This window comes from Mycobacterium sp. IDUB_21 (genome assembly GCF_055419425.1).
The window spans coordinates 89,617-110,631 of the sequence record NZ_JBVAXQ010000012.1 but is presented as its reverse complement, the minus strand read 5'-3'; the positions used below and the strand labels follow the sequence as shown (position 1 = coordinate 110,631).

Genomic DNA, 21,015 nt, shown 5'->3' with positions numbered 1-21,015 from the left:
GTCTCTCCGCCTCACGCTGAGCCGCCCCGCGGTGAACGCTCCGTGGCGAGTACGTCGGCAAGCAGGTCCGCGACGCCGACCGTGCCCGTTACGGTCTCCTACGAGTTGACCGACCTCGGTCTCTCACTGCACCAGATGATCCGTGGAATCAAGAGCTGGGCCGAGACGCACATGGACGAGGTGTTCGCCAACCGCGCGGCTGATGACACCCGGGCGGGGTCACAAGCATGACCGTCACGGTGTCGACGGAATCGGCCTGCATCGCGAAGCGGTCAAGGCTGCAGCGTTTCGCGGTCCTACACTGAACGCGTGCCGAAGCTGCAGCTGGTGGGAGACCCGGACGCCGACGCGTTGCTGAGCGCCGACCCGTTCGCGCTGCTGGTCGGGATGCTGCTTGACCAGCAGATTCCGATGGAGGTCGCGTTCGCCGGGCCGAAGAAGATCGCCGAGCGGATGAGTGGGCTCGATCCGCACGAGATCGCCGGCCATGACCCGGACGAATTCGCCGCGCTGTGTGCGGAAAAGCCTGCGGTGCACCGCTTTCCGGGGTCGATGGCGGGGCGGGTCCAGGCCCTGGCCCGCGCTGTCACCGAACAGTACGGCGGCGACGCGACCGCGCTGTGGACGGTCGGCGAGCCCGATGGACGCGAGGTGCTCAAGCGGCTCAAGGCGCTGCCCGGCTTCGGTGAGCAGAAGGCGCGGATCTTCCTGGCGCTGCTCGGAAAGCAATACGGCGTGACCCCGTCGGGATGGCGGGAGGCCGCCGGAGCATACGGTGAGGCCGGAACACACCTGTCGATCGCCGACGTCGTGGATACGGCGTCGCTACAGCAGGTGCGGTCCACCAAGAAGGCCCAGAAACAGGCTGCGAAGCAGGCCCGAGAGAGTAAAGGAATGGCGGCGACGTGAAAACTCACCTGAACTGTCCGTGTGGCGAGGCCATTGTCGGCAAGGACGAGGACGATTTGGTCGACCTGGCCCAGAAGCATCTCGCGGATGCGCATCCCGGTATGAGCTACGACCGGGACGCCATCCTGTTCATGGCCTACTGAGGTCTCAGGGCACCACTGTCGAGCCGATGGTTGGCAGGAAGTTGCACTGGTGGTCCTTGGTGCTGACCTGACCGAAGATCGTCGACATGATGCTGCCCGAACCGGTGTCGACGATCGCGGTCAGCGTCGTCGGCCCTTCCGCGTTGATGTCGGTGCGCGGCTGCAGGGTGGCGCTGCCGGACTTTCCGGTGGTCAGGTTCACCCAGGTGACGTTCAGCGGTAGCTTCTGCGTCTCGGCAGGGCCGGGGGTGCCGACGGCGGTGAACACGTAGGCGGTCTGGCCCGGCTTGGGGCCGGGGGTGGGAATGGTGGCCGGGCCGGCCACCGACAGCGCGGTGGCGATGACGTTGCCGCCGTCGGCCAGGCAGTTCTGGCCGATGGACGGGTACATGAAGTCCTGGGTCGGCGGAGCGTCCGGGCCGAACCCCGGGTTGGCCGCTGGTGCCGCGTCGGGCGTCGGGCCCTCGCCCGGGGTGGCTGCGGCCGGTGCCGGTGCGGCGACTGCGCCAGCGGTAGCGGCTTCGGGGGGTGCCGCGGGCACCGCTTCGGCGGGAGCCGGAACGGCTTCCGGAGCACCGGGTACGGCCTGCGGAGCCGGCCCCACCGATTTAGCGGGATTCACGCCGCTCGGCAGGTGGGCCACCAGGCCCGGCGCCGATCCGGCCGTCGGCACGTGCTCGCCCGGCAGCCTGGCCGGGGCTTCGGGCGGCGACTGCACGAACTGCGCCACCGAGTCGGCTACCTGCCGGGACCCGGTGGGTGCTGAGGAGTTGCCGGCGAACGCGGCGGCCGCGGCCATCAGCAGCTGCGACGCCCCGGCCGGGTCGGCAGCCGCCTGCTGGATCACCGGACTCAACTGCTCGATCGCGGGAAGGCCGGGGAACCCGGCGGTGGGCAGCGGCAGGGCCGGGAGCGCCGGGTCGGCCGCGGCTACCCCGGAGATCCCGCCGAAGATCAGCGCGGCCGAGGATCCGACCGCGATGGTCGCGGTGGCGGCGGTGGCACTCGTTGTGCTGAACAGCGTCCGGAGGCGCGACATGAGATCCCCAATTCGTCGACGGTGGCTTCCTGAATTCCGAAGCTAGCTTGTTACTGGTGAGGCTCAAGTGACACGTGTGTGATTTATGGGACCGTTACAGATCCGAGCCGCGACAGTGATCGGCCCGCTTGCCGCGGTGCCGCTGGGCACGCTTTAAAGTCGTGCCGGTAAACACCAACACCGACACCAGTCTCGACACCTCGCGTCCGCTGACGACCCGCTTGACCGCGTGGGCCCCGTTGCTGCTGACGGCCAGCATCGTGGCGCGACTCGCTTGGACCTACCTGACCCCGCACGGAGCCAACTTCGTCGACCTGCACGTCTATATCAGTGGTGCGGCCGCGTTGGGCAGTCCCGGCGCGCTGTATGACTACGTCTACGCCGACCAGACCCCCGACTTCCCGCTGCCGTTCACCTACCCGCCATTCGCCGCGGTGGTGTTCTACCCGCTGCACCTGCTGCCCTTCGGGCTGGTCGCCTTTCTCTGGCAGATCGGGACCATGGCCGCGCTGTACGGCGTGGTCCGGCTCAGCCAACGCCTGCTCGGGGGCGCGGCCACCGCCAACCGCCGGATTGATGCGGCGGTTCCAGCTTCGCCTCTCCTTCGTCGAGCCTCGCTGAACCGCCGGATTGATGCGGCGGTCCCAGCTTCGCCTCTCCTTCGTCGAGCCTCGCTGAACCGCCGGGTCGCGATGCTGTGGACGGCGGTCGGGATCTGGACCGAACCATTGCGCAGCACCTTCGACTACGGCCAGATCAACGTGATCCTGGCGCTGGCGGTGCTCTACGCGGTCTACAGCAGCCGGTGGTGGGTGTCAGGTCTGTGTGTCGGGCTGGCCGCCGGGGTGAAGCTGACTCCGGCGATCGCCGGGGTATACCTGGCCGGAGCACGACGCTGGGCCGCCGCCGCCTTCTCGGCGGTGGTCTTCGCCGGCACCATCGCGGTGTCGGTGTGGGCCACCGGGGACCAGACCCGCCGCTACTTCACCGCGCTGCTCGGCGATGCGCACCGGGTGGGACCGATCGGAACCTCGTTCAACCAGTCCTGGCGGGGCGGGATCTCCCGCATCCTCGGGCACGACGCGGGCTACGCCCCGCCGGTACTGATCGCGATCGCCGTCACGGCGGTGCTGGCTCTGCTGGCCTGGCGCGCGCTGAACAGCAATCCCGCCAGTCCCGACCCGCTCGGTTTGCTGCTGGTGGTCGAGCTGTTCGGGTTGTTGGTGTCGCCGATCTCGTGGACCCATCACTGGGTGTGGCTGGTGCCGCTGATGATCTGGCTGCTGCACGGCCCGTGCTCGGATCGCCCGGGCGCCCGGGTGCTGGGGTGGGGCTGGCTGGCGCTGACCCTCATCGGGGTGCCCTGGCTGCTGAGTTTCGCCCAGCCGACCATCTGGCAGGACGGCAGGCCCTGGTATCTGGCGTGGGCCGGCCTCGTCTACATCGTCGGGACGCTGGCCACCCTGGCCTGGATGGCGACCACCCGGGTCAGCTCGTCAGAATCCGGTTGATCTCGCCCGCCATCCCCACGTCTTTGTCGGTGATACCGCCTTCGGAGTGCGTCACCAGTGCGAACGTCACGGTGCGCCAGCGAATATCGATATCGGGGTGGTGATCGGCCGCCTCGGCGCGCTCGGCGACGCGGCGTACCGCGTCGATGCCGGCCAAGAACGTCGGGAATTTGATCGAGCGGCGCAGCGCGCCGTCGGCCCGCTCCCAGCCGTCGAGGCTGCTCAGTACGGAGTCCACCTGGTCATCGGTTAACAAGGCCATACCCGACGGTAGGACGGTATAGCCTCACACGCCATGCCCACCCAGATCGTCGTCGCCGGAGCCCTCATCGTCGGCCCGGCGGTGCTGATCGCACAACGGCGCCGCCCGCCGGAGCTGGCCGGCCGCTGGGAACTGCCCGGCGGCAAGGTCATGTCCGGCGAGAGTGAACCGGCCGCGCTGGCTCGCGAGCTCTCCGAGGAGTTGGGCCTCGACGCCGACGCCATCACGGTGGGCGAACGCCTCGGCGCTGACGTGGTGCTCAACACCGCCATGACGTTGCGCGCCTACCGGGTCAGCCTGGCGCGCGGCGAGCCCCGCCCCGATGACCACCAGGCCATTCGCTGGGTGACCGCTGTGGAGTTGCCGGACGTTGACTGGGTACCTGCCGATACAGCTTGGATCCCTGAGCTGGCTCGGGCACTCTGGTGAAACGGCTCTGTAAATTCTGCCGATGAATTCGGTCGCTCGGCGATATATGTCGCTACGCTGGGATTTTGGCCTTCGATGGTGTGCTACGGCGGCCCGCCTGCTACCTGAACCGCTGTAGTGCGGCGACCCTCTAAGGAGAACTTGCATGACACGCGCTAAGCCGCCCTCGACCGCCCATATCGGCGGTCCGCTTGAGGAGCTGCTGGAACGCAGCGGCCGGTTCTTCACCCCGGGTGAGGTCTCGGAAGACGGGCGCACCGTCACGCGCCGCGGTGGGCGCGAGGCCGACATCTTCTACCGGGACCGCTGGAGCCACGACAAGGTGGTCCGGTCCACCCATGGGGTTAACTGCACCGGGTCGTGCTCATGGAAGATCTTCGTCAAGGACGGGATCATCACCTGGGAGAACCAGGCGACCGACTATCCCTCGGTGGGGCCTGACCGGCCTGAGTACGAGCCCCGCGGCTGCCCGCGTGGCGCCTCGTTCTCCTGGTACTCCTACTCGCCGACTCGGATCCGCTACCCCTACGCCCGGGGCCCGCTGGTCGAGATGTTCCGGGAGGCCAAGGCGCGACTGGGCGATCCGGTGCTGGCGTGGGCCGATATCCAGGCCGACCCGGAACGCCGCCGGCGCTACCAGCAGGCCCGCGGCATGGGCGGGCTGGTGCGAGTGACCTGGGCCGAGGCCACCGAGATGATCGCGGCCGCGCACGTGCACACCATCAAGAACTACGGCCCGGACCGGGTGGCCGGTTTCTCGCCGATTCCGGCGATGTCGATGGTGTCGTTCGCCGCCGGATCCCGGTTCATCCAAATGCTCGGCGGAGTGATGACGTCGTTCTACGACTGGTACGCCGACCTGCCGGTCGCGTCACCCCAGGTGTTCGGCGACCAGACCGACGTACCGGAGTCCGGTGACTGGTGGGATGCGGCCTATCTGATGATGTGGGGCTCCAACGTCCCGATCACCCGTACCCCCGACGCGCACTGGATGGCCGAGGTGCGCTACCGCGGCACCAAGGTGGTCAGCGTCAGCCCCGACTACGCCGACAACACCAAGTTCGCCGACGAGTGGATGCCCTGTGCGGCCGGCACCGACGGCGCGCTGGCGATGTCGATGGGCCACGTCATCCTCACGGAGTGCTACATCAAGCAGGAAGTGCCGTTCTTCACCGACTACGTGCGCCGCTACACCGACCTGCCGTTCTTGATCAAGCTGGAGGAGCGCGACGGCCGGCTGGTGCCGGGCAAGAACCTGACCGCAGCCGATCTGGGCGGGGCGGAAGCGGAGTCGGAGAATTCAGCGTTCAAGCCGGCCCTGCTGGATGAAAACACCGACAGTGTTGTTGTGCCCAACGGCTCTTTGGGCTTCCGCTGGGGCGACGAGGGCATGGGCAAGTGGAACCTCGACCTCGGGGACGTGCGGCCGGCGTTGACCGTGCTGGTGGATCCGGCGGCCCAAAACGGGCACCGGCGCAGCGCGCTGGTGTCGCTACCCGGCTTCGACGCCGTGGACGGCCACGGCACCGTCGTCGAGCGCGGGGTGCCGGTCCGCCAGGTCGGAGAACACCTGGTCTGCACCGTCTTTGACCTGATGCTGGCCAACTACTCGGTGGGCCGGCCCGGGCTGCCCGGCGAATGGCCCACCGGATACGACGACGGCACGCAGGTCAACACCCCGGCGTGGCAGGAGCCGATCACCGGGGTCTCGGCCTCCCAGGCGATCCGGATTGCCCGCGAATTCGCCCGCAACGCAGAAGAATCCGATGGTCGGTCGATGATCATCATGGGCAGTGGGATCTGCCAGTGGTTCCACGGCGACGCCACCTACCGCGCGGTGCTGGCGCTGCTGATGCTCACCGGGTCGATGGGGCGCAACGGCGGCGGCTGGGCGCACTACGTCGGTCAGGAGAAAGTGCGCCCGCTGACCGGGTGGCAGACGATGGCGGCGGGCAATGACTGGACGCGGCCCCCGCGCCAGGTGCCCGGCACCTCGTACTGGTATGCGCACACCGACCAGTGGCGCTACGACGCCTACGGCGCGGACAAGCTGACCACCCCGCTGGGACGCGGCCGGTTCGACGGCAAACACACGATGGACATCCTGGCCTCGGCCACCGCGATGGGCTGGAGCCCGTTCTACCCGCAGTTCGACCGATCCAGCCTGGATGTGGCCGATGAGGCGAGCGCGGCCGGCCGGGATGCGGGCGAATACGTCGCCGAGAAGCTGGCCGCCGGCGAGCTGAAGCTGTCGGTGACCGACCCGGACAACCCGGTGAACTGGCCGCGGGTACTGACGGTGTGGCGGGCCAACCTGATCGGCGCGTCGGGCAAGGGCGGGGAGTACTTCCTCAAGCACCTGCTCGGCACCGACGCCAGCGTGCTCGGCGAACCGCCGACCGACGGGGTGAAACCACAGGATGTGCGCTGGGACAGCGACATTCCCGAAGGCAAACTCGACATGCTGATGTCGATCGACTTCCGGATGACCTCCACCACGCTGATGTCCGACGTCGTGCTGCCGGCTGCAACCTGGTATGAGAAGGCCGACCTGTCGTCCACCGACATGCACCCCTATGTGCACTCGTTCGCCGCGGCGATCGACCCGCCGTGGGAGACCCGCAGCGACTTCGACGCCTTCGGTGCGATCGCCCGGACGTTCAGCGGACTGGCGAAAAAGCACCTCGGTGTCCGCAACGACGTCGTGCTCACCGCGATGCTGCACGACACCGCCGACGCGATGGCCTATCCCGAAGGCACGGAACGCGATTGGCTGCGCACCGGTGAGACGCCGGTGCCGGGCAAGACCATGCCCAAGGTCACTGTGGTGGAACGCGACTACGCGGCAATCCACGAAAAGTGGCAGACGCTGGGCCCGCTGGTGGACACCTTGGGCCTGACCACCAAGGGCTACACCGTGTTCCCGCACGAAGAGGTCGAAGACCTGGCCGGCCGGTTCGGGGTGATGAAGTCCGGCGCCGGCGCCGGGCGCCCGGCGCTGACCACGGCGACGCGGATGGCCGACACGGTGCTGGCGTTGTCGGGCACCACCAACGGCCGCATCGCGACCGAGGGCTTCCGCGAACTGGAGAAGCGCACCGGGCAGCGGCTGGCGCACCTGTCCGAGGGCAGCGAGGAGAAGCGGATCACCTACGCCGACACCCAGGCCCGACCGGTGCCGGTGATCACCAGCCCGGAATGGTCCGGCAGTGAGACCGGTGGCCGACGCTACGCGCCCTTCACCATCAACATCGAGTGCCTCAAGCCGTTCCACACGCTGACCGGCCGGATGCACTTCTACACCGCACACGACTGGATCGAGGAACTCGGCGAGCACATGCCGGTGTACCGCCCGCCACTGGACATGGTGCGACTGTTCGGCGCACCCGAACTCGGCGAGGTCGGCGACGGCATCGGGATCACCGTGCGGTACCTGACCCCACACTCGAAGTGGTCGTTCCACTCCACCTACCAGGACAACTTGTACATGCTGTCGCTGTCGCGGGGCGGGCCGACCATGTGGATGAGCCCGGGGGACGCCGCGAAAATCGGTGTGAAGGACAACGATTGGATCGAGGCGGTCAACGTCAACGGCATCTTCGTGGGCCGGGCGATCGTGAGCCAGCGGATGCCGGACGGAGTGGTGTTCGTCTACCACGTGCAGGAACGCACCGTCGACACCCCGCGGGCCGAGACCAACAACAAGCGCGGCGGCACCCACAACTCGCTGACCCGAATCCGGGTCAAGCCCAGCCATCTCGCCGGCGGCTACGGTCAGCACGCATTCGCGTTCAACTACCTGGGACCGACCGGCAACCAGCGCGACGAAGTGACCGTGGTGCGCCGTCGCCGCAACCAGGACGTGAGGTACTGAGCACATGAAAGTAATGGCGCAGATGGCCATGGTGATGAACCTGGACAAATGCATCGGGTGCCACACCTGCTCGGTGACCTGCAAACAGGCCTGGACCAACCGCGAGGGCACCGAGTACGTCTGGTTCAACAACGTCGAAACCCGCCCGGGCGGCGGGTACCCACGAACCTACGAAGACCAGGACCGCTGGAAGGGCGGCTGGACGCTGGACAAGAAGGGCCGGTTGCGCCTGCTGGCCGGCGGACGCGTCCACAAACTGCTGAACATCTTCGCCAACCCCAACCTGCCCAGCTTGAAGGACTACTACGAGCCGTGGACCTACGACTACGAGAACCTCACCTCGGCGCCGCTGGGCGACACCATCCCGGTCGCCGCGCCCCGGAGCTCGATCACCGGCGATCCGATGAAGATCGAGTGGGGACCCAACTGGGATGACAACCTCGCCGGATCGCCGGAGAACCTGGTCAACGACCCGATCCTGGCGAAGATCAGCGACCAGGTCAAAAGCGAGCTCGAAGAAACCTTCATGTTCTACCTGCCCCGGATCTGCGAGCACTGCCTGAACCCGTCGTGTGTGGCGTCGTGCCCGACCGGTGCGATCTACAAGCGCGAAGAAGACGGCATCGTGCTGGTCGACCAGGACCGCTGCCGCGGCTGGCGGCTGTGCGTGTCGGGATGCCCGTACAAGAAGGTGTACTTCAACCACAAAACCGGCAAAGCCGAGAAGTGTCACTTCTGCTATCCCCGCATCGAGGTCGGTCTGCCGACGATCTGCTCGGAGACCTGCGTCGGGCGGCTGCGCTACATCGGGCTGGTGCTCTACGACGCCGACAAGGTGCTCGAGGCGGCGTCGGTGGAGTCCGACACCGACCTCTATGAGGCGCAGCGCGGTGTATTTCTGGATCCGACCGATCCGGACGTGATCGCGGGCGCGCGCGCCGAGGGGATCTCCGACACCTGGATCGAGGCCGCCCAGCGTTCGCCGATCTACGCGCTGATCAACACCTACAAGGTGGCGCTGCCGCTGCACCCGGAGTACCGGACCATGCCGATGGTCTGGTACGTCCCTCCGCTGTCACCCGTCGTCGATGCGGTCGCCCGCGACGGGCATGACGGCGAAGACCTGGGCAACCTCTTCGGCGCCCTTGACGCGCTGCGCATCCCGATGGCCTACCTCGCCGAACTGTTCACCGCCGGCGACACCACCATCATCGAAGACGTGCTGCGACGGCTGGCGGCAATGCGTTCCTACATGCGCGACATCAACTTGGGCCGCGAGGCCCAATCGCACATCCCTGACTCGGTCGGCATGACCGAAGAGGAGATGTACAACATGTACCGACTGTTGGCGATCGCGAAATATGAAGAGCGTTATGTGATTCCGACCGCCTACAGTCAAAAGGCACACGAGCTCGAACACATGGGATGCTCCATCACCGGCGGGCCCAACGGGCACGAGGACGACCCGTTCGTCGGCGCCGACGGTGAGTCGGGGTCGTCGTTTCACATGGTCGAGAACGGTGGACACGCGCAGCGGCCGCGGGGCCGGACGAACCTGCTCAACTGGGGCGGCGGTGGGCAAGCGGTGCCCGAGATGTTCCCGGAGCACCAGTGAGGCGGTTCATCCGTTCCCGGCGGCGCCAGCCCGGCGGGCCCGCCGACCGGGCGGTGTGGCAGGCGGCGTCGCTGCTGCTGGCCTATCCCGACGAGCAGCTGCACCAGCGGCTCGACACCGTTGAGGCACTGCTGAACCATGCCGATGTGACGCCGGCGGATCTGTTGCGGCGCACCGTGACCGCGCTGCGTGGGGCCGACCCGATGGCCGCTGCCGTCGAGTACGTCGAAACCTTCGACATGCGGCGGCGTTCGACGATGTTTCTGACCTACTGGACCGGCGGGGACACCCGCAACCGCGGAATGCAGATGCTGACTTTCGCCACCACCTACCGCGAGGCCGGCGCCGAGCCGCCGGCCGGGGAGGCGCCCGACCATCTGCCGGTGTTGCTCGAGTTCGCCGCGATGGTCGACTCCGAGGCCGGACGCCGGCTGCTGTTGGCGCACCGGGCGCCGATCGACGTCCTGCACAAGTCGCTGACCGACGCCGGGTCGCCGTATGCCTACACCATCGCCGCGGTGTGCGAGACGCTGCCAGCGGCAACCGATCAGGAGGTGCAGAACGTGAGTGAGCTGATGTCGTCCGGGCCGCCGGCGGAAGCCGTTGGGCTGGAGCCGTACTCGGCGACCGTTTCGCTGGGGATGCCGAAGGTGCCGACGCGATGACGGAACTCACCGTCGTCAGCCCGGCGGAGCTGTGGTGGGACATCGTGCCGTACTTCGTGCTGGCGGTCGCCGGCGTGGCCACCTGGTGGCGCTACAAATACGACAAGTTCGGCTGGACCACCCGCTCGTCGCAACTGTACGAGTCCAAGTTGCTGCGGATCGGCAGCCCGATGTTCCACTTCGGCAGCGTCGTGGTGATCGTCGGGCACATCATGGGGCTGTTCGTCCCGGAGTCCTGGACTCAAGCGCTGGGAATGAGCGACCGTCTCTATCACATGCAGGCGCTGATCCTCGGGCTTCCCGCCGGCATCGCCACCCTGATCGGTGTCGGGTTGCTGATTTACCGCCGCCGCACCGAGCGATCCGTGTTCAAGGCCACCAGCGTCAACGACAAGCTGATGTATGCGGTGCTGGTGTGTGCGCTGGTGGCGGGCATGAGTTGCACCCTGATGGGCGCCACCGCCTACGGTGAGGAGCATGACTACCGACAGACGGTGTCGGTCTGGTTCCGATCGATCTTCACGCTGGATCCGCGTGGTGATCTGATGCTGCAGGCTCCGGTCTACTTCCAGGTGCACGTGATGATCGCGTTGACGCTGTTCGCGCTCTGGCCGTTCACCCGTCTGGTGCATGCGTTCAGTGCGCCGATCGGATACCTGTTCCGGCCCTACATCGTCTACCGCAGTCGCGACTTCGCGAAGAAGGATCAGCCGATGGGCTCCCGGCCGCCACGGCGGGGCTGGTGAGGTTCCTCGCGGCGCCGCTCGGCGCGCTGGTGATGATCGTCCTGGCCGGGCCGGCGCAGGCCGATCCGCCCGACACCGATACCGACTTCCTCGCGGCGCTGCAGGCCGCCGGGATCACTTACAACGCTGCGGATCAGGCCATCGTCACCGCGAAGATGGTGTGCGGGCTCATGACGGAGGGCAAGCCGAGTCCGGAGGTGCTCGCCGGGCTCAAAGCCCGCAATCCGGGCCTGACGACGGAGCACGGCGCACAGTTCGTGGGGATCGCGGCGCGGTCCTACTGCCCGGATCAGCTGGTGCAGAGTCGTGCCGGGGACACCCCGTAGCGGGATCGGCATAAAGTTACTGACGTGGCCCTGCCTGACGACGTCTACACCCGGCTGCTCACGTTCCGGACTCGGCTGCGGCGCTTCGAGCGGTGGAGTGCTGACCAGGCGCAGGCTGCCGGGCTCACCCCCGCGCAACATCAATTGCTGCTGGCTGTTCGCGGCCACAGCGACTCGCGGGGACCGACGGTCGGTGACGTCGCGGAATACCTGCTGTTGCGGCACCACAGTGCCGGGGAGTTGATCCAGCGTGCCGAAGCGGGCGGGCTGGTCATCCGGGTCCGCGACCGCCTGGACCAGCGGGTGATCCGGCTGCAGCTCACCGACACGGCGGCACGGTGCCTGCAATCGCTGACCGAACTGCACCTCGAAGAGCTGGAGCGGTTCAGCGCCGAATTCCCGCTGGGGCTGGGACCGGCGTTGTGATGTAGGTTTCACGTTTTCGCGATTGGTGGGTTGCGCTGGCAGAATCGCCCAGTGAACTTTCGTAACGTCGCCATCGTCGCGCACGTAGACCACGGCAAGACAACTCTGGTCGATGCCATGCTCCGCCAGTCCGGTGCGCTGACGCACCGCGGCGATGACGCCAAAGAGCGGGTGATGGACTCCGGTGACCTGGAGCGGGAAAAGGGCATCACGATCCTGGCCAAGAACACGGCCGTGCACCGCCACAACCCCGACGGAACCGTCACCGTCATCAATGTCATCGACACCCCCGGGCACGCCGACTTCGGCGGCGAGGTGGAGCGCGGGCTGTCCATGGTCGACGGGGTGTTGCTGCTGGTCGACGCGTCCGAAGGGCCGCTGCCACAGACCAGGTTCGTGTTGCGCAAGGCGCTGGGTGCGCACCTGCCGGTGATCCTGGTGGTCAACAAGACCGACCGCCCCGACGCCCGCATCGCCGAAGTGGTGGAAGCCAGCCACGACTTGTTGCTCGATGTGGCCAGTGACCTCGACGACGAGGCGCAGGCCGCTGCCGAGCACGCGCTGGGGCTGCCGACGCTGTACGCCTCCGGCCGCGCCGGGGTGGCCAGCACCACCGCTCCCGCCGACGGCCAGATTCCCGATGGAGACAACCTCGACCCGCTGTTCGACGTGCTCCTCGAGCACGTGCCGCCGCCGTCGGGTGACCCGGAGGCGCCGCTGCAGGCGCTGGTCACCAACCTCGACGCGTCGGCATTCCTGGGCCGGCTGGCCCTGATCCGCGTCTACAACGGCCGCATCCGCAAGGGCCAACAGGTCGCCTGGATGCGCGAGGTCGACGGGGAACCGGTGACCACCACGGCCAAGATCACCGAGCTGCTGATCACCGAGGGTGTCGAACGCACCGCGACGGAGGAAGCGGCGGCCGGGGATATCGTGGCGGTCGCCGGCATGGGCGACATCATGATCGGTGACACCCTGGCCGATCTGGCCGCCCCGATCGCACTGCCGCGTATCACCGTCGACGAGCCGGCGATCTCGGTGACCATAGGCACCAACACCTCCCCGCTGGCGGGCAAGGTCTCCGGCCACAAGCTGACCGCGCGCATGGTCAAGACCCGCCTGGACACCGAGCTGATCGGCAACGTCTCGGTGCGGGTGGTCGACATCGGCCGACCGGACGCCTGGGAGGTGCAGGGCCGTGGCGAGCTGGCGCTGGCCATCCTCGTCGAGCAGATGCGCCGGGAAGGCTTCGAGCTGACTGTCGGCAAACCGCAGGTGGTGACCAAGAAGGTCGACGGCAAGGTGCACGAGCCGTTCGAGCACCTCACCGTCGACTGTCCCGATGAGTACGTCGGCGCCATCACCCAGCTGGCTGCAGGCCGCAAGGGCCGAATGACCGAGATGGCCAACCACACCACCGGTTGGGTCCGGATGGAGTTCATCATCCCCAGCCGCGGCCTGATCGGCTGGCGCACGGACTTTCTCACCGAGACCCGCGGCACCGGCATCGCCAACGCCGTCTTCGAGGGCTACCAGCCATGGGCCGGCGAGATCCGCGCCCGGCACACCGGCTCGCTGGTCTCCGACCGGACCGGGTCCATCACGCCGTTCGCGCTGATCCAGTTGGCCGACCGCGGACAGTTCTTCGTCGAGCCCGGTCAGGAGACCTATCAGGGCATGGTTGTCGGGATCAACCCCCGCGCCGAGGACCTCGACATCAACGTCACCAAAGAGAAGAAGCTGACCAACATGCGGTCCTCGACGGCGGATGTGATGGAGACGTTGGCCAGGCCGATCGATCTGGACCTGGAGCAGGCGATGGAGTTCTGCGCCGTCGACGAGTGCGTCGAAGTCACTCCGGAGGTGGTGCGGGTGCGCAAAGTCGAGCTGGACTCGACGTTGCGGGCGCGCAGCCGCTCCCGGGCCAAGAACCTCTAGATTTGGGCCCCCCGGATACCCTGGTGGCCGTGCCGAATCCCGTCCGCCGCGCCCATGTGACGGCGGGAGTGGTGGTTTCGGTGTTGCTGCTGGTGTTGACGCAGGCCACGACGGCGTGCACCGTCAATCCGCCGCCGGCTCCGCAGAGCACCGAGACGCCGAAAAGCGCCGCGCCTCCGCCGAAGCGGATCAGTCAGATCATCATGGGCATCGACTCGATCGGCGCCGGCTTCAATCCGCACCTGCGCTCCGACCTGTCGGCGGTCACCGCGGCCATCGGCGCACTGGTGCTGCCCAGCGCCTTCCGGCCGATCCCGGATGCCGGCACGCCGACCGGTTCACGGTGGGAGATGGACCCGACTCTGTTGGTGTCGGCCGAAGTGACCGCTGATGCGCCGTTCACCGTGACTTATCGGATCCGGCCCGAGGCGTCCTGGACCGACAACGCGCCGATCGCCGCCGACGACTTCTGGTATCTGTGGCAGCAGATGGTCAGCCAGCCTGGCGTCGTCGACCCGGCGGGTTATGACCTGATCACCGGGGTGCACTCCGTCGAGGGCGGCAAGCAGGTGGTGGTCACCTTCGCCAAGCCGTATCCGGCCTGGCGGGAGCTGTTCAGCAACATCGTGCCCGCGCACATCGTCAAGGATGTACCCGGCGGCTTCCCGGCCGGGTTGGCCCGGGCACTGCCGGTCACCGGCGGCCAGTTCCGGGTGGAGAACATCGACCCGCAGCGCGACGCGATCCTGCTGGCTCGAAACGACCGTTACTGGGGGCCGCCGGCCAAGCCGGACCTGGTGCTGTTCCGCCGGGCCGGGTCGCCGGCCGCGCTGGCCGACTCCATCCGAAACGGCGACACCCAGGTGGCCCAGGTGCACGGTGGTTCGGCAGCCTTCGCCCAACTGTCGGTGATTCCGGGAGTGCAGACCTCTCGGGTGGTCACACCCCGGGTGATGCAGATGACGCTGCGAGCCGCGGAACCCAAGCTGACCGATGTCCGGGTCCGCCGCGCGATCCTGGGGCTGCTCGACGTCGGACTGCTGGCCACGGTGGGCGCCGGCAGCGACAACACCGTCACCCTGGCCCAAGCCCAGATCCGCACTCCCAGCGACCCCGGCTACGTGCCGACCGCGCCGTCGGCCATGTCGGACTCGACGGCGCTCGCGCTGCTGCAGTCGGCCGGCTACCGGGTCGAGAAGGATGCGCCACCGTCCGCGCTGGTTCCGCCGGCAGGCGCCGAGCCCGTCGAACCGCATCCGCCGGAGATCACCCGCGGGCGCATCAGCAAGGCCGGCGAACAGCTGTCACTGGTCATCGGGGTGGCCGCCAACGATCCGACCTCGGTGGCCGTGGCCAACACCGCTGCCGACCAACTGCGCAACGTGGGGATCGCGGCCACCGTGCTCCCGCTGGACCCGGTGAAGCTCTACCGGGAGGCCTTGGTGGCCCATCAGGTCGACGCCATCGTCGGCTGGCAGCAAGCCGGGGGCGATCTGGCGACGCTGCTGGCTTCGCGATACGGCTGTGTCGCACTGGCGACCACCACGCTGCCGACGTCCGGCGATCCGGCCCCATCGTCGGCGCCGGTCCCGCAATCGCCGTCGCCCGTCGCGGAACCCACCACGCAGACGTCGAAGGCTCCGCCGCGTCTCGGGGGCTCGGGGGCGCTGGTGCAGGCTCCGTCGAATATCACCGGCGTCTGCGACCGCGGCATCCAGGCCGAGATCGATGCGGCCCTCGACGGCAGCAAGACCATCAGCGAGGTGATCACGGCCGTCGAACCCCGGCTCTGGAACATGGCGACGGTGCTGCCGATTCTGCAGGACACCACCATCGTGGCCGTCGGTCCGAGCGTGACGAACGTCAGCCTGTCCGGGGCGGTCCCGGTGGGCATCGTCGGTGACGCCGGGACGTGGGTGAAGCGGCCGTAACCGGCCGCTGAAATCGGACTGAATTGCGTCTTGCGCACAGACAATCCTTGGATATTATTAAGGAGCTCACACGCCGACACGTGGAGGAAATGGTCGATGGAACACCTCGCTCAACGGTGCGCCACTGTGGCGGCTGCCGCACTCGCGGTAGGTGGGCTGATCACGGCACTGACGCCGACGACGCAGTCCCTGCCCGACGTACAGATTCAGGACTTCGACCTGGCTGCGGCGAACGTCGACCCGACCTCGATCCTCGAAACCCTGGAGAGCCACGTCCGCCCGGATATGGTCGGCAGCGGTGACGGTGACGCATCGCAGATCGACCTCGGCGCACTGCTGACGGGCAACGGCGAAGGTGAGCTCGGCGACGGCTCGACGTTCCACGCCGGCGACCTGGACGAAAGCGCCCTGAACGCCCTGCTCGCCGAAGGCGGCGGATTCCACGCGGAAAGCGTGTTCGGCACACTTCCTGTTGTACCCGACCTCGGCGCGATCGGCGCCCCGACGGTCGGCGCGGTTGGGGGAACCGAGCAAGCTGCCGGCAGCGCGGCCGCCAGCGCGATCGTCGGCATCTCCCTGGCCATGCAGGGCCTTCCGGCTGCGTACCAGTCACTGCTCACCAGCATTGCGAGCGCCGAATTGGCGTTCAACAACTCCCTGGTGGAGGCGCAACTGAATGTCGTCGGGCAGTTCGACGACGGCAGCGCGGGCAGCGACATCGCCCACTTCATCTTCATCGCCAACAACTCGATCGTGGCTCAGAACGAGCAGGCGCTGAACAGCTTGCTCGGTATCGATCTCAACGGGGCCACACTGCAGACCAGTCTGTTCGGTGGTTTCGATCCGGGCAGCGCCGCGTTCGGAGCCGACTGGGATGCCCTACTGGCCTCGTTCAGCCCGGACGTGACCGCCGCGGTGTTGCACGACAACCTCGCGTTGCTGCTGACAGACCTCGATATTCCGAGCTATCTGGCGAGCTTCATCCTCGGCATGTTCTGATCGCCGGACGTCAACCAGCCCAGCGGTAAAGTTCGCCCGGTGTCGGATCAGACCCCGCGGCTGTTGTTCGTGCACGCCCATCCCGACGACGAGACGCTGCTCACCGGTGCGACGATCGCCCACTACGCCGCCCGCGGCGCCGAGGTGCATGTCGTGACCTGCACGCTCGGCGAAGAAGGTGAGGTCATCGGGGACCGCTGGGCACACCTGGCGGTCGATCACGCCGACCAACTGGGTGGCTACCGGATCGGCGAGCTCACCGCAGCGCTGCGGGAACTGGGGATCGGTCCGCCGCAGTATCTCGGCGGCGCCGGACGCTGGCGCGACTCGGGAATGGAGGGCACCCCGCCCCGGCGACAGCAGCGATTCGTCGACGCCGACGACGCCGAGACCGTTACCGCACTGGCCACCGTCATTCGGCGGCTGCGGCCGCACGTCGTCGTGGGCTACGACCCGCACGGCGGCTACGGCCATCCCGACCATGTGCATGTCCACCACGTCACCACCGCGGCGGTGACGGCCGCCGCAGACGACACCGCCGGCCCCGGCCGGGCCTGGGCCACGCCGAAGTTCTACTGGACGGTGATCGCCGCCGGCGCCTGGCGGGACGCTCGGCGGGCGCTGCGGGACGCAGACAGGCTGCCGCATTGGACGCTGCCGGGCGAGGGCGACGCGGAAGCCACGATCGAGGCGTTTCCCGACGAACGGATCGACGCGGTCATCGAGGCCGCCGGGTCACGCTCGGCCAAGGTGGCGGCCATGACAGCGCACGCCACCCAGGTCACCGTCGGCCCCACCGGCCGGGCGTTTGCGTTGTCCAACAACGTGGCTCAGCCCATCGTGGACACTGAGCACTACGTGCTGGTCGCCGGCAGCGCCGGTGCGCGCGATGGCCGGGGATGGGAAACCGATCTCCTGGCCGGACTTGAGCTCGGAGCCGCCGGGCACGGGGTAAGCTCCTGCTGAGCAAGTCCCCTAGAGGTAAGGGCGTAGGCATGGATCCCGATCTGGACCCGAACTTGGAACACTGGCAGTGGTGGCTCGACAGCTACCAGTGGATGGTCGGTTCGATGGTCAGCCAGCTGGACAGCATCCCGACTTGAGCCCTGTCGCGCCGCTCACTGAGCCCGCGATGAAAACCGATCCGCCGGGTCGGGCAGTCAACTACCCGGTAATGGCGTTGTTGGCCGTCGACGGCGTGCTCTGCGCCGTGTCCAGCGCCCTGCTGCTACCCGCACACATCGGCGCGGTTCCCTTTCCCCTCAGCGCCCTGATCGGCGGGCTGGTCAATGCCGGTTTGGTGTGGGTCGCTCTGCGCTGCACGTCATCGCTGCGGTTGGCCGCGCTGCCGCTGTGGGCCTGGCTGTTCACGATCGCGCTGATGACCCTCGGCGGGCCCGGTGGCGACCTGATCTTCGCCGACCGAGGCGTGATGGCATACGGAGTGCTGTTGCTGATCGTTTTCGGCAGCGCCCCGCCGGGGTGGCTGCTGTGGCGGCGCCGGCAGGCGCTGTCCGGCGGGCATGCGGCCGGCGAACCCTGAGCATCGGGCGGGCGCGCCCCGCGCTCGTCGGGTCGGTTCGCGCGGCGGCTAGTGTGGCGCGTATGGCATGCGCGAGATTCCGGCTGCTGGTGAAGCGCGGATGACGAACTCGTCGGCGCTGCGACGTGTCCTGCGGCGGGCCCGCGACGGCGTGCTCCTCAACATCGAGGAGACCGCCATCGCGATGAGTGCACGCGGTACCGATCTGGCCGACCTGTGCGCGAGCGCGGCCCGGGTCCGAGACGCCGGCTTGGTCTCGGGCGGCCGGCGCGGGCCGGGCGGGAGACTACCGGTCAGCTACTCGCGCAAGGTGTTCATCCCCGTCACCCACCTGTGCCGGGACACCTGCCACTACTGCACCTTCGTCACCGTGCCCGGTGTGCTGCGAGCCCAAGGCAAGCAGATGTACCTGGGGCCCGACGAGATCCTCGAGATCGCCCGCCGCGGCTCCGAATTGGGGTGCAAGGAGGCGCTGTTCACCCTGGGGGACCGGCCCGAGGAGCGCTGGCCCGAAGCGCGGCAGTGGCTCGACGAGCGGGGCTATGACAGCACGCTGGCCTACGTACGGGCGATGGCCATCCGGGTGCTCGAGGAGACCGGCCTGCTGCCGCACCTGAACCCCGGCGTGATGAGCTGGTCGGAGATGTCGCGGCTCAAGCCGGTGGCGCCGTCGATGGGCATGATGTTGGAGTCCACCTCGCGGCGGCTGTTCGAGACCAAGGGGCTGGCGCATTACGGCAGCCCGGACAAAGACCCGGCGGTGCGACTGCGCACGCTGACCGACGCGGGCCGACTCTCGATCCCGTTCACCACCGGCCTGCTGGTCGGCATCGGCGAGACGCTGACCGAACGTGCCGACACGGTGCACGCGATCCGCAAGGTGCACAAGGAGTTCGGGCACATCCAGGAAGTGATCGTGCAGAACTTCCGGGCCAAGGAACACACCGCGATGGCGTCGACACCCGACGCGGGCTTCGAGGACTTCCTGGCCACAGTGGCGGCGACCCGGCTGGTGCTGGGTCCGAAGATGCGGGTGCAGGCGCCGCCCAACCTGGTGTCGGCCGACGAGTGTCTGGCGCTGATCGGCGCCGGTGTCGACGATTGGGGCGGGGTATCGCCGCTGACCCCGGATCATGTCAATCCGGAGCGGCCGTGGCCGGGGCTGGACGATCTGGCCGCGGTCACCGAGCGGGCCGGCTACGACCTCGTGCAGCGACTGACCGCCCAACCGGACTATGTGCAGGCCGGTGCGGCGTGGATCGACCCGCGGGTGCGCCCGCACGTCACGGCGCTGGCCGACCCGGCCACCGGATGGGCGCGCGACGTCAACCCGGTCGGCCTGGCATGGCAGGAGCCCGACGAGGTGCAGTCCGCCGGTCGGGTGGACCTGAACACGGCGATCGATGTCGACGGACGTGCCACCGAGACGCGAAGTGATCTGGGTAGTGCCTTCGGGGACTGGGAGTCGATCCGCGAACAGATTCACGAACTGGCGGCCCGTGCGCCCGAGCGTGTCGACACCGACGTACTGGCAGCGTTGCGCTCAGCGGAACGTGACCCGGCCGGCTGCTCCGACGCCGAGTATCTGGCGTTGGCCACCGCGGATGGCCCCGCCCTGGAGGCCGTTGCGGCACTGGCTGACTCACTGCGCCGCGATACCGTCGGCGATGACGTGACCTACGTGGTCAACCGCAACATCAACTTCACCAACATCTGCTACGTCGGCTGCCGGTTCTGCGCGTTCGCCCAGCGCAAAGGAGACGCCGACGCCTTTTCGCTGTCCAATGCCGAGGTCGGCCAGCGCGCCTACGAGGCGCACCTGGCCGGTGCCACCGAGGTGTGCATGCAGGGCGGGATCGACCCCGAGCTGCCGGTCACCGGTTATGCCGACCTGGTGCGCGCGGTCAAGGCACGGGTGCCCTCGATGCATGTGCACGCGTTCTCCCCGATGGAGATCACCAACGGGGTGTCCAAGAGCGGCTTGAGTATTCGCGAGTGGCTGATCAGCCTCCGCGAGGCCGGCCTGGGCAGCATCCCGGGCACCGCCGCGGAGATCCTCGACGACGAGATCCGCTGGGTGCTGACGAAGGGCAAGCTGCCGACGTCGATGTGGGTCGAGGTGATCAGCACCGCGCACGAGGTCGGGCTGCGGTCCAGCTCGACGATGATGTACGGCCACATCGATACGCCGCGGCACTGGATCGGGCACTTCCGGGTGCTGCGCGACATCCAGGATCGCACCGGCGGGTTCACCGAGTTCGTGCCGTTGCCGTTCGTGCACCAGAGTTCACCGCTGTACCTGGCCGGAGGAGCGCGGCCCGGCCCCAGCCATCGCGACAACCGGGCGGTGCACGCGGTGGCGCGGATCATGCTGCACGGTCGCATCCCCAACATTCAGACCAGCTGGGTCAAGCTGGGCACGGAGCGCACCCAGGTGATGCTCAACGGCGGGGCCAATGATCTGGGCGGCACCCTGATGGAGGAGACCATCTCCCGGATGGCCGGCTCCGAGCACGGGTCGGCCAAGACCATCGCCGAGTTGGTCGGGATCGCCGAGGGCATCGGCCGCCCGGCCCGGCAGCGCACCACCGACTACGCGCCGCTGTCGGCACCTGCTGCGCGAGTGTGCGCGTCCCCGGCCGACACGCCGGGGTGAAAG

The 21,015-nt window shown here is 68.0% G+C and carries 18 protein-coding genes and 1 pseudogene; 17 read left to right on the top strand and 2 right to left on the bottom strand.

Annotation, left to right across the window (positions count from 1 at the left end; all coding sequences use genetic code 11):
* Positions 1 to 60 precede the first annotated feature (60 nt).
* The 3 genes and pseudogenes from ACZYY4_RS17695 to ACZYY4_RS17685 all read left to right on the top strand — a co-directional run.
* Positions 61 to 231 (top strand): annotated as a pseudogene (locus ACZYY4_RS17695) (winged helix-turn-helix transcriptional regulator); the annotation flags it as partial.
* Between the two features lie 78 nt (positions 232 to 309).
* On the top strand, positions 310 to 909 hold the full coding sequence (locus ACZYY4_RS17690) for an HhH-GPD-type base excision DNA repair protein (RefSeq protein WP_463811291.1): 600 nt from the start codon (positions 310 to 312) through the stop codon (positions 907 to 909).
* Positions 906 to 1,052: a hypothetical protein gene (locus ACZYY4_RS17685; RefSeq protein WP_013828086.1), complete on the top strand. Its 147-nt coding sequence runs from the start codon at positions 906 to 908 to the stop codon at positions 1,050 to 1,052. The genes ACZYY4_RS17690 and ACZYY4_RS17685 overlap by 4 nt, the downstream gene beginning before the upstream one ends.
* Positions 1,053 to 1,056: 4 nt before the next feature.
* On the opposite strand, the gene ACZYY4_RS17680 is transcribed toward ACZYY4_RS17685, so the two are convergent.
* Positions 1,057 to 2,091, bottom strand: coding sequence for an Rv1157c family protein (locus ACZYY4_RS17680; RefSeq protein ID WP_463811290.1), 1,035 nt, complete (start codon positions 2,089 to 2,091; stop codon positions 1,057 to 1,059).
* Positions 2,092 to 2,300: 209 nt separating this feature from the next.
* On the opposite strand from ACZYY4_RS17680, the gene ACZYY4_RS17675 reads away from it, so the two are divergent.
* The gene (locus tag ACZYY4_RS17675) at positions 2,301 to 3,602 is read left to right on the top strand and encodes a mannosyltransferase (RefSeq protein ID WP_463811374.1); all 1,302 of its coding nucleotides are present in this window, start codon (positions 2,301 to 2,303) and stop codon (positions 3,600 to 3,602) included.
* Here the strand turns inward: ACZYY4_RS17675 and ACZYY4_RS17670 are convergent.
* On the bottom strand, positions 3,580 to 3,864 hold the full coding sequence (locus ACZYY4_RS17670; RefSeq protein WP_463811289.1) for a 4a-hydroxytetrahydrobiopterin dehydratase: 285 nt from the start codon (positions 3,862 to 3,864) through the stop codon (positions 3,580 to 3,582). The genes ACZYY4_RS17675 and ACZYY4_RS17670 overlap by 23 nt on opposite strands.
* 33 nt (positions 3,865 to 3,897) lie before the next feature.
* On the opposite strand from ACZYY4_RS17670, the gene ACZYY4_RS17665 reads away from it, so the two are divergent.
* From ACZYY4_RS17665 to ACZYY4_RS17605, 13 genes are all read left to right on the top strand, one after another.
* Positions 3,898 to 4,293, top strand: coding sequence for a (deoxy)nucleoside triphosphate pyrophosphohydrolase (locus tag ACZYY4_RS17665; protein WP_463811288.1), 396 nt, complete (start codon positions 3,898 to 3,900; stop codon positions 4,291 to 4,293).
* Positions 4,294 to 4,438: 145 nt separating this feature from the next.
* Positions 4,439 to 8,167, top strand: a complete 3,729-nt coding sequence (locus tag ACZYY4_RS17660) for a nitrate reductase subunit alpha (protein ID WP_463811287.1) — start codon at positions 4,439 to 4,441, stop codon at positions 8,165 to 8,167.
* 4 nt (positions 8,168 to 8,171) lie between these two features.
* On the top strand, positions 8,172 to 9,782 hold the full coding sequence (gene narH, locus ACZYY4_RS17655) for a nitrate reductase subunit beta (RefSeq protein WP_463811286.1): 1,611 nt from the start codon (positions 8,172 to 8,174) through the stop codon (positions 9,780 to 9,782).
* The gene (gene narJ, locus ACZYY4_RS17650; RefSeq protein ID WP_463811285.1) at positions 9,779 to 10,447 is read left to right on the top strand and encodes a nitrate reductase molybdenum cofactor assembly chaperone; all 669 of its coding nucleotides are present in this window, start codon (positions 9,779 to 9,781) and stop codon (positions 10,445 to 10,447) included. The genes narH and narJ overlap by 4 nt, the downstream gene beginning before the upstream one ends.
* Entirely contained in the window at positions 10,444 to 11,193 is a 750-nt protein-coding gene (gene narI, locus ACZYY4_RS17645; RefSeq protein ID WP_463811284.1) for a respiratory nitrate reductase subunit gamma, read from the top strand. Before narJ ends, narI begins: the two co-directional genes overlap by 4 nt.
* Positions 11,190 to 11,519 carry a DUF732 domain-containing protein gene (locus ACZYY4_RS17640; protein ID WP_463811283.1) on the top strand — a complete coding sequence of 110 codons (330 nt, stop codon included), beginning with the start codon at positions 11,190 to 11,192 and terminating at the stop codon, positions 11,517 to 11,519. The genes narI and ACZYY4_RS17640 overlap by 4 nt, the downstream gene beginning before the upstream one ends.
* 24 nt (positions 11,520 to 11,543) lie before the next feature.
* On the top strand, positions 11,544 to 11,945 hold the full coding sequence (locus ACZYY4_RS17635; RefSeq protein WP_463811282.1) for a MarR family winged helix-turn-helix transcriptional regulator: 402 nt from the start codon (positions 11,544 to 11,546) through the stop codon (positions 11,943 to 11,945).
* Between the two features lie 51 nt (positions 11,946 to 11,996).
* A complete protein-coding gene (gene typA / locus ACZYY4_RS17630; protein ID WP_463811281.1) occupies positions 11,997 to 13,883 on the top strand; it encodes a translational GTPase TypA in 1,887 nt (628 codons plus the stop codon).
* A gap of 23 nt (positions 13,884 to 13,906) precedes the next feature.
* Positions 13,907 to 15,814: an ABC transporter family substrate-binding protein gene (locus ACZYY4_RS17625; RefSeq protein ID WP_463811373.1), complete on the top strand. Its 1,908-nt coding sequence runs from the start codon at positions 13,907 to 13,909 to the stop codon at positions 15,812 to 15,814.
* Between the two features lie 126 nt (positions 15,815 to 15,940).
* The gene (locus tag ACZYY4_RS17620) at positions 15,941 to 16,813 is read left to right on the top strand and encodes a hypothetical protein (protein ID WP_463811280.1); all 873 of its coding nucleotides are present in this window, start codon (positions 15,941 to 15,943) and stop codon (positions 16,811 to 16,813) included.
* A gap of 39 nt (positions 16,814 to 16,852) precedes the next feature.
* Positions 16,853 to 17,779 carry an N-acetyl-1-D-myo-inositol-2-amino-2-deoxy-alpha-D-glucopyranoside deacetylase gene (gene mshB / locus ACZYY4_RS17615; protein ID WP_463811279.1) on the top strand — a complete coding sequence of 309 codons (927 nt, stop codon included), beginning with the start codon at positions 16,853 to 16,855 and terminating at the stop codon, positions 17,777 to 17,779.
* Between the two features lie 166 nt (positions 17,780 to 17,945).
* On the top strand, positions 17,946 to 18,356 hold the full coding sequence (locus ACZYY4_RS17610; RefSeq protein WP_463811278.1) for a hypothetical protein: 411 nt from the start codon (positions 17,946 to 17,948) through the stop codon (positions 18,354 to 18,356).
* Between the two features lie 67 nt (positions 18,357 to 18,423).
* On the top strand, positions 18,424 to 21,012 hold the full coding sequence (locus ACZYY4_RS17605) for a bifunctional FO biosynthesis protein CofGH (RefSeq protein WP_463811277.1): 2,589 nt from the start codon (positions 18,424 to 18,426) through the stop codon (positions 21,010 to 21,012).
* Positions 21,013 to 21,015: the final 3 nt, after the last annotated feature.

Coding starts and splice junctions, on each gene's coding strand:
- ACZYY4_RS17660 (WP_463811287.1), top strand. CDS start 4,439: ATGACACGCGCTAAGCCGCCCTCGACCGCCCATATCGGCGGTCCGCTT.
- ACZYY4_RS17670 (WP_463811289.1), bottom strand. CDS start 3,864: ATGGCCTTGTTAACCGATGACCAGGTGGACTCCGTACTGAGCAGCCTC.
- narI (WP_463811284.1), top strand. CDS start 10,444: ATGACGGAACTCACCGTCGTCAGCCCGGCGGAGCTGTGGTGGGACATC.
- ACZYY4_RS17605 (WP_463811277.1), top strand. CDS start 18,424: ATGCGCGAGATTCCGGCTGCTGGTGAAGCGCGGATGACGAACTCGTCG.
- ACZYY4_RS17680 (WP_463811290.1), bottom strand. CDS start 2,091: ATGTCGCGCCTCCGGACGCTGTTCAGCACAACGAGTGCCACCGCCGCC.
- narH (WP_463811286.1), top strand. CDS start 8,172: ATGAAAGTAATGGCGCAGATGGCCATGGTGATGAACCTGGACAAATGC.
- ACZYY4_RS17610 (WP_463811278.1), top strand. CDS start 17,946: ATGAAAACCGATCCGCCGGGTCGGGCAGTCAACTACCCGGTAATGGCG.
- ACZYY4_RS17665 (WP_463811288.1), top strand. CDS start 3,898: ATGCCCACCCAGATCGTCGTCGCCGGAGCCCTCATCGTCGGCCCGGCG.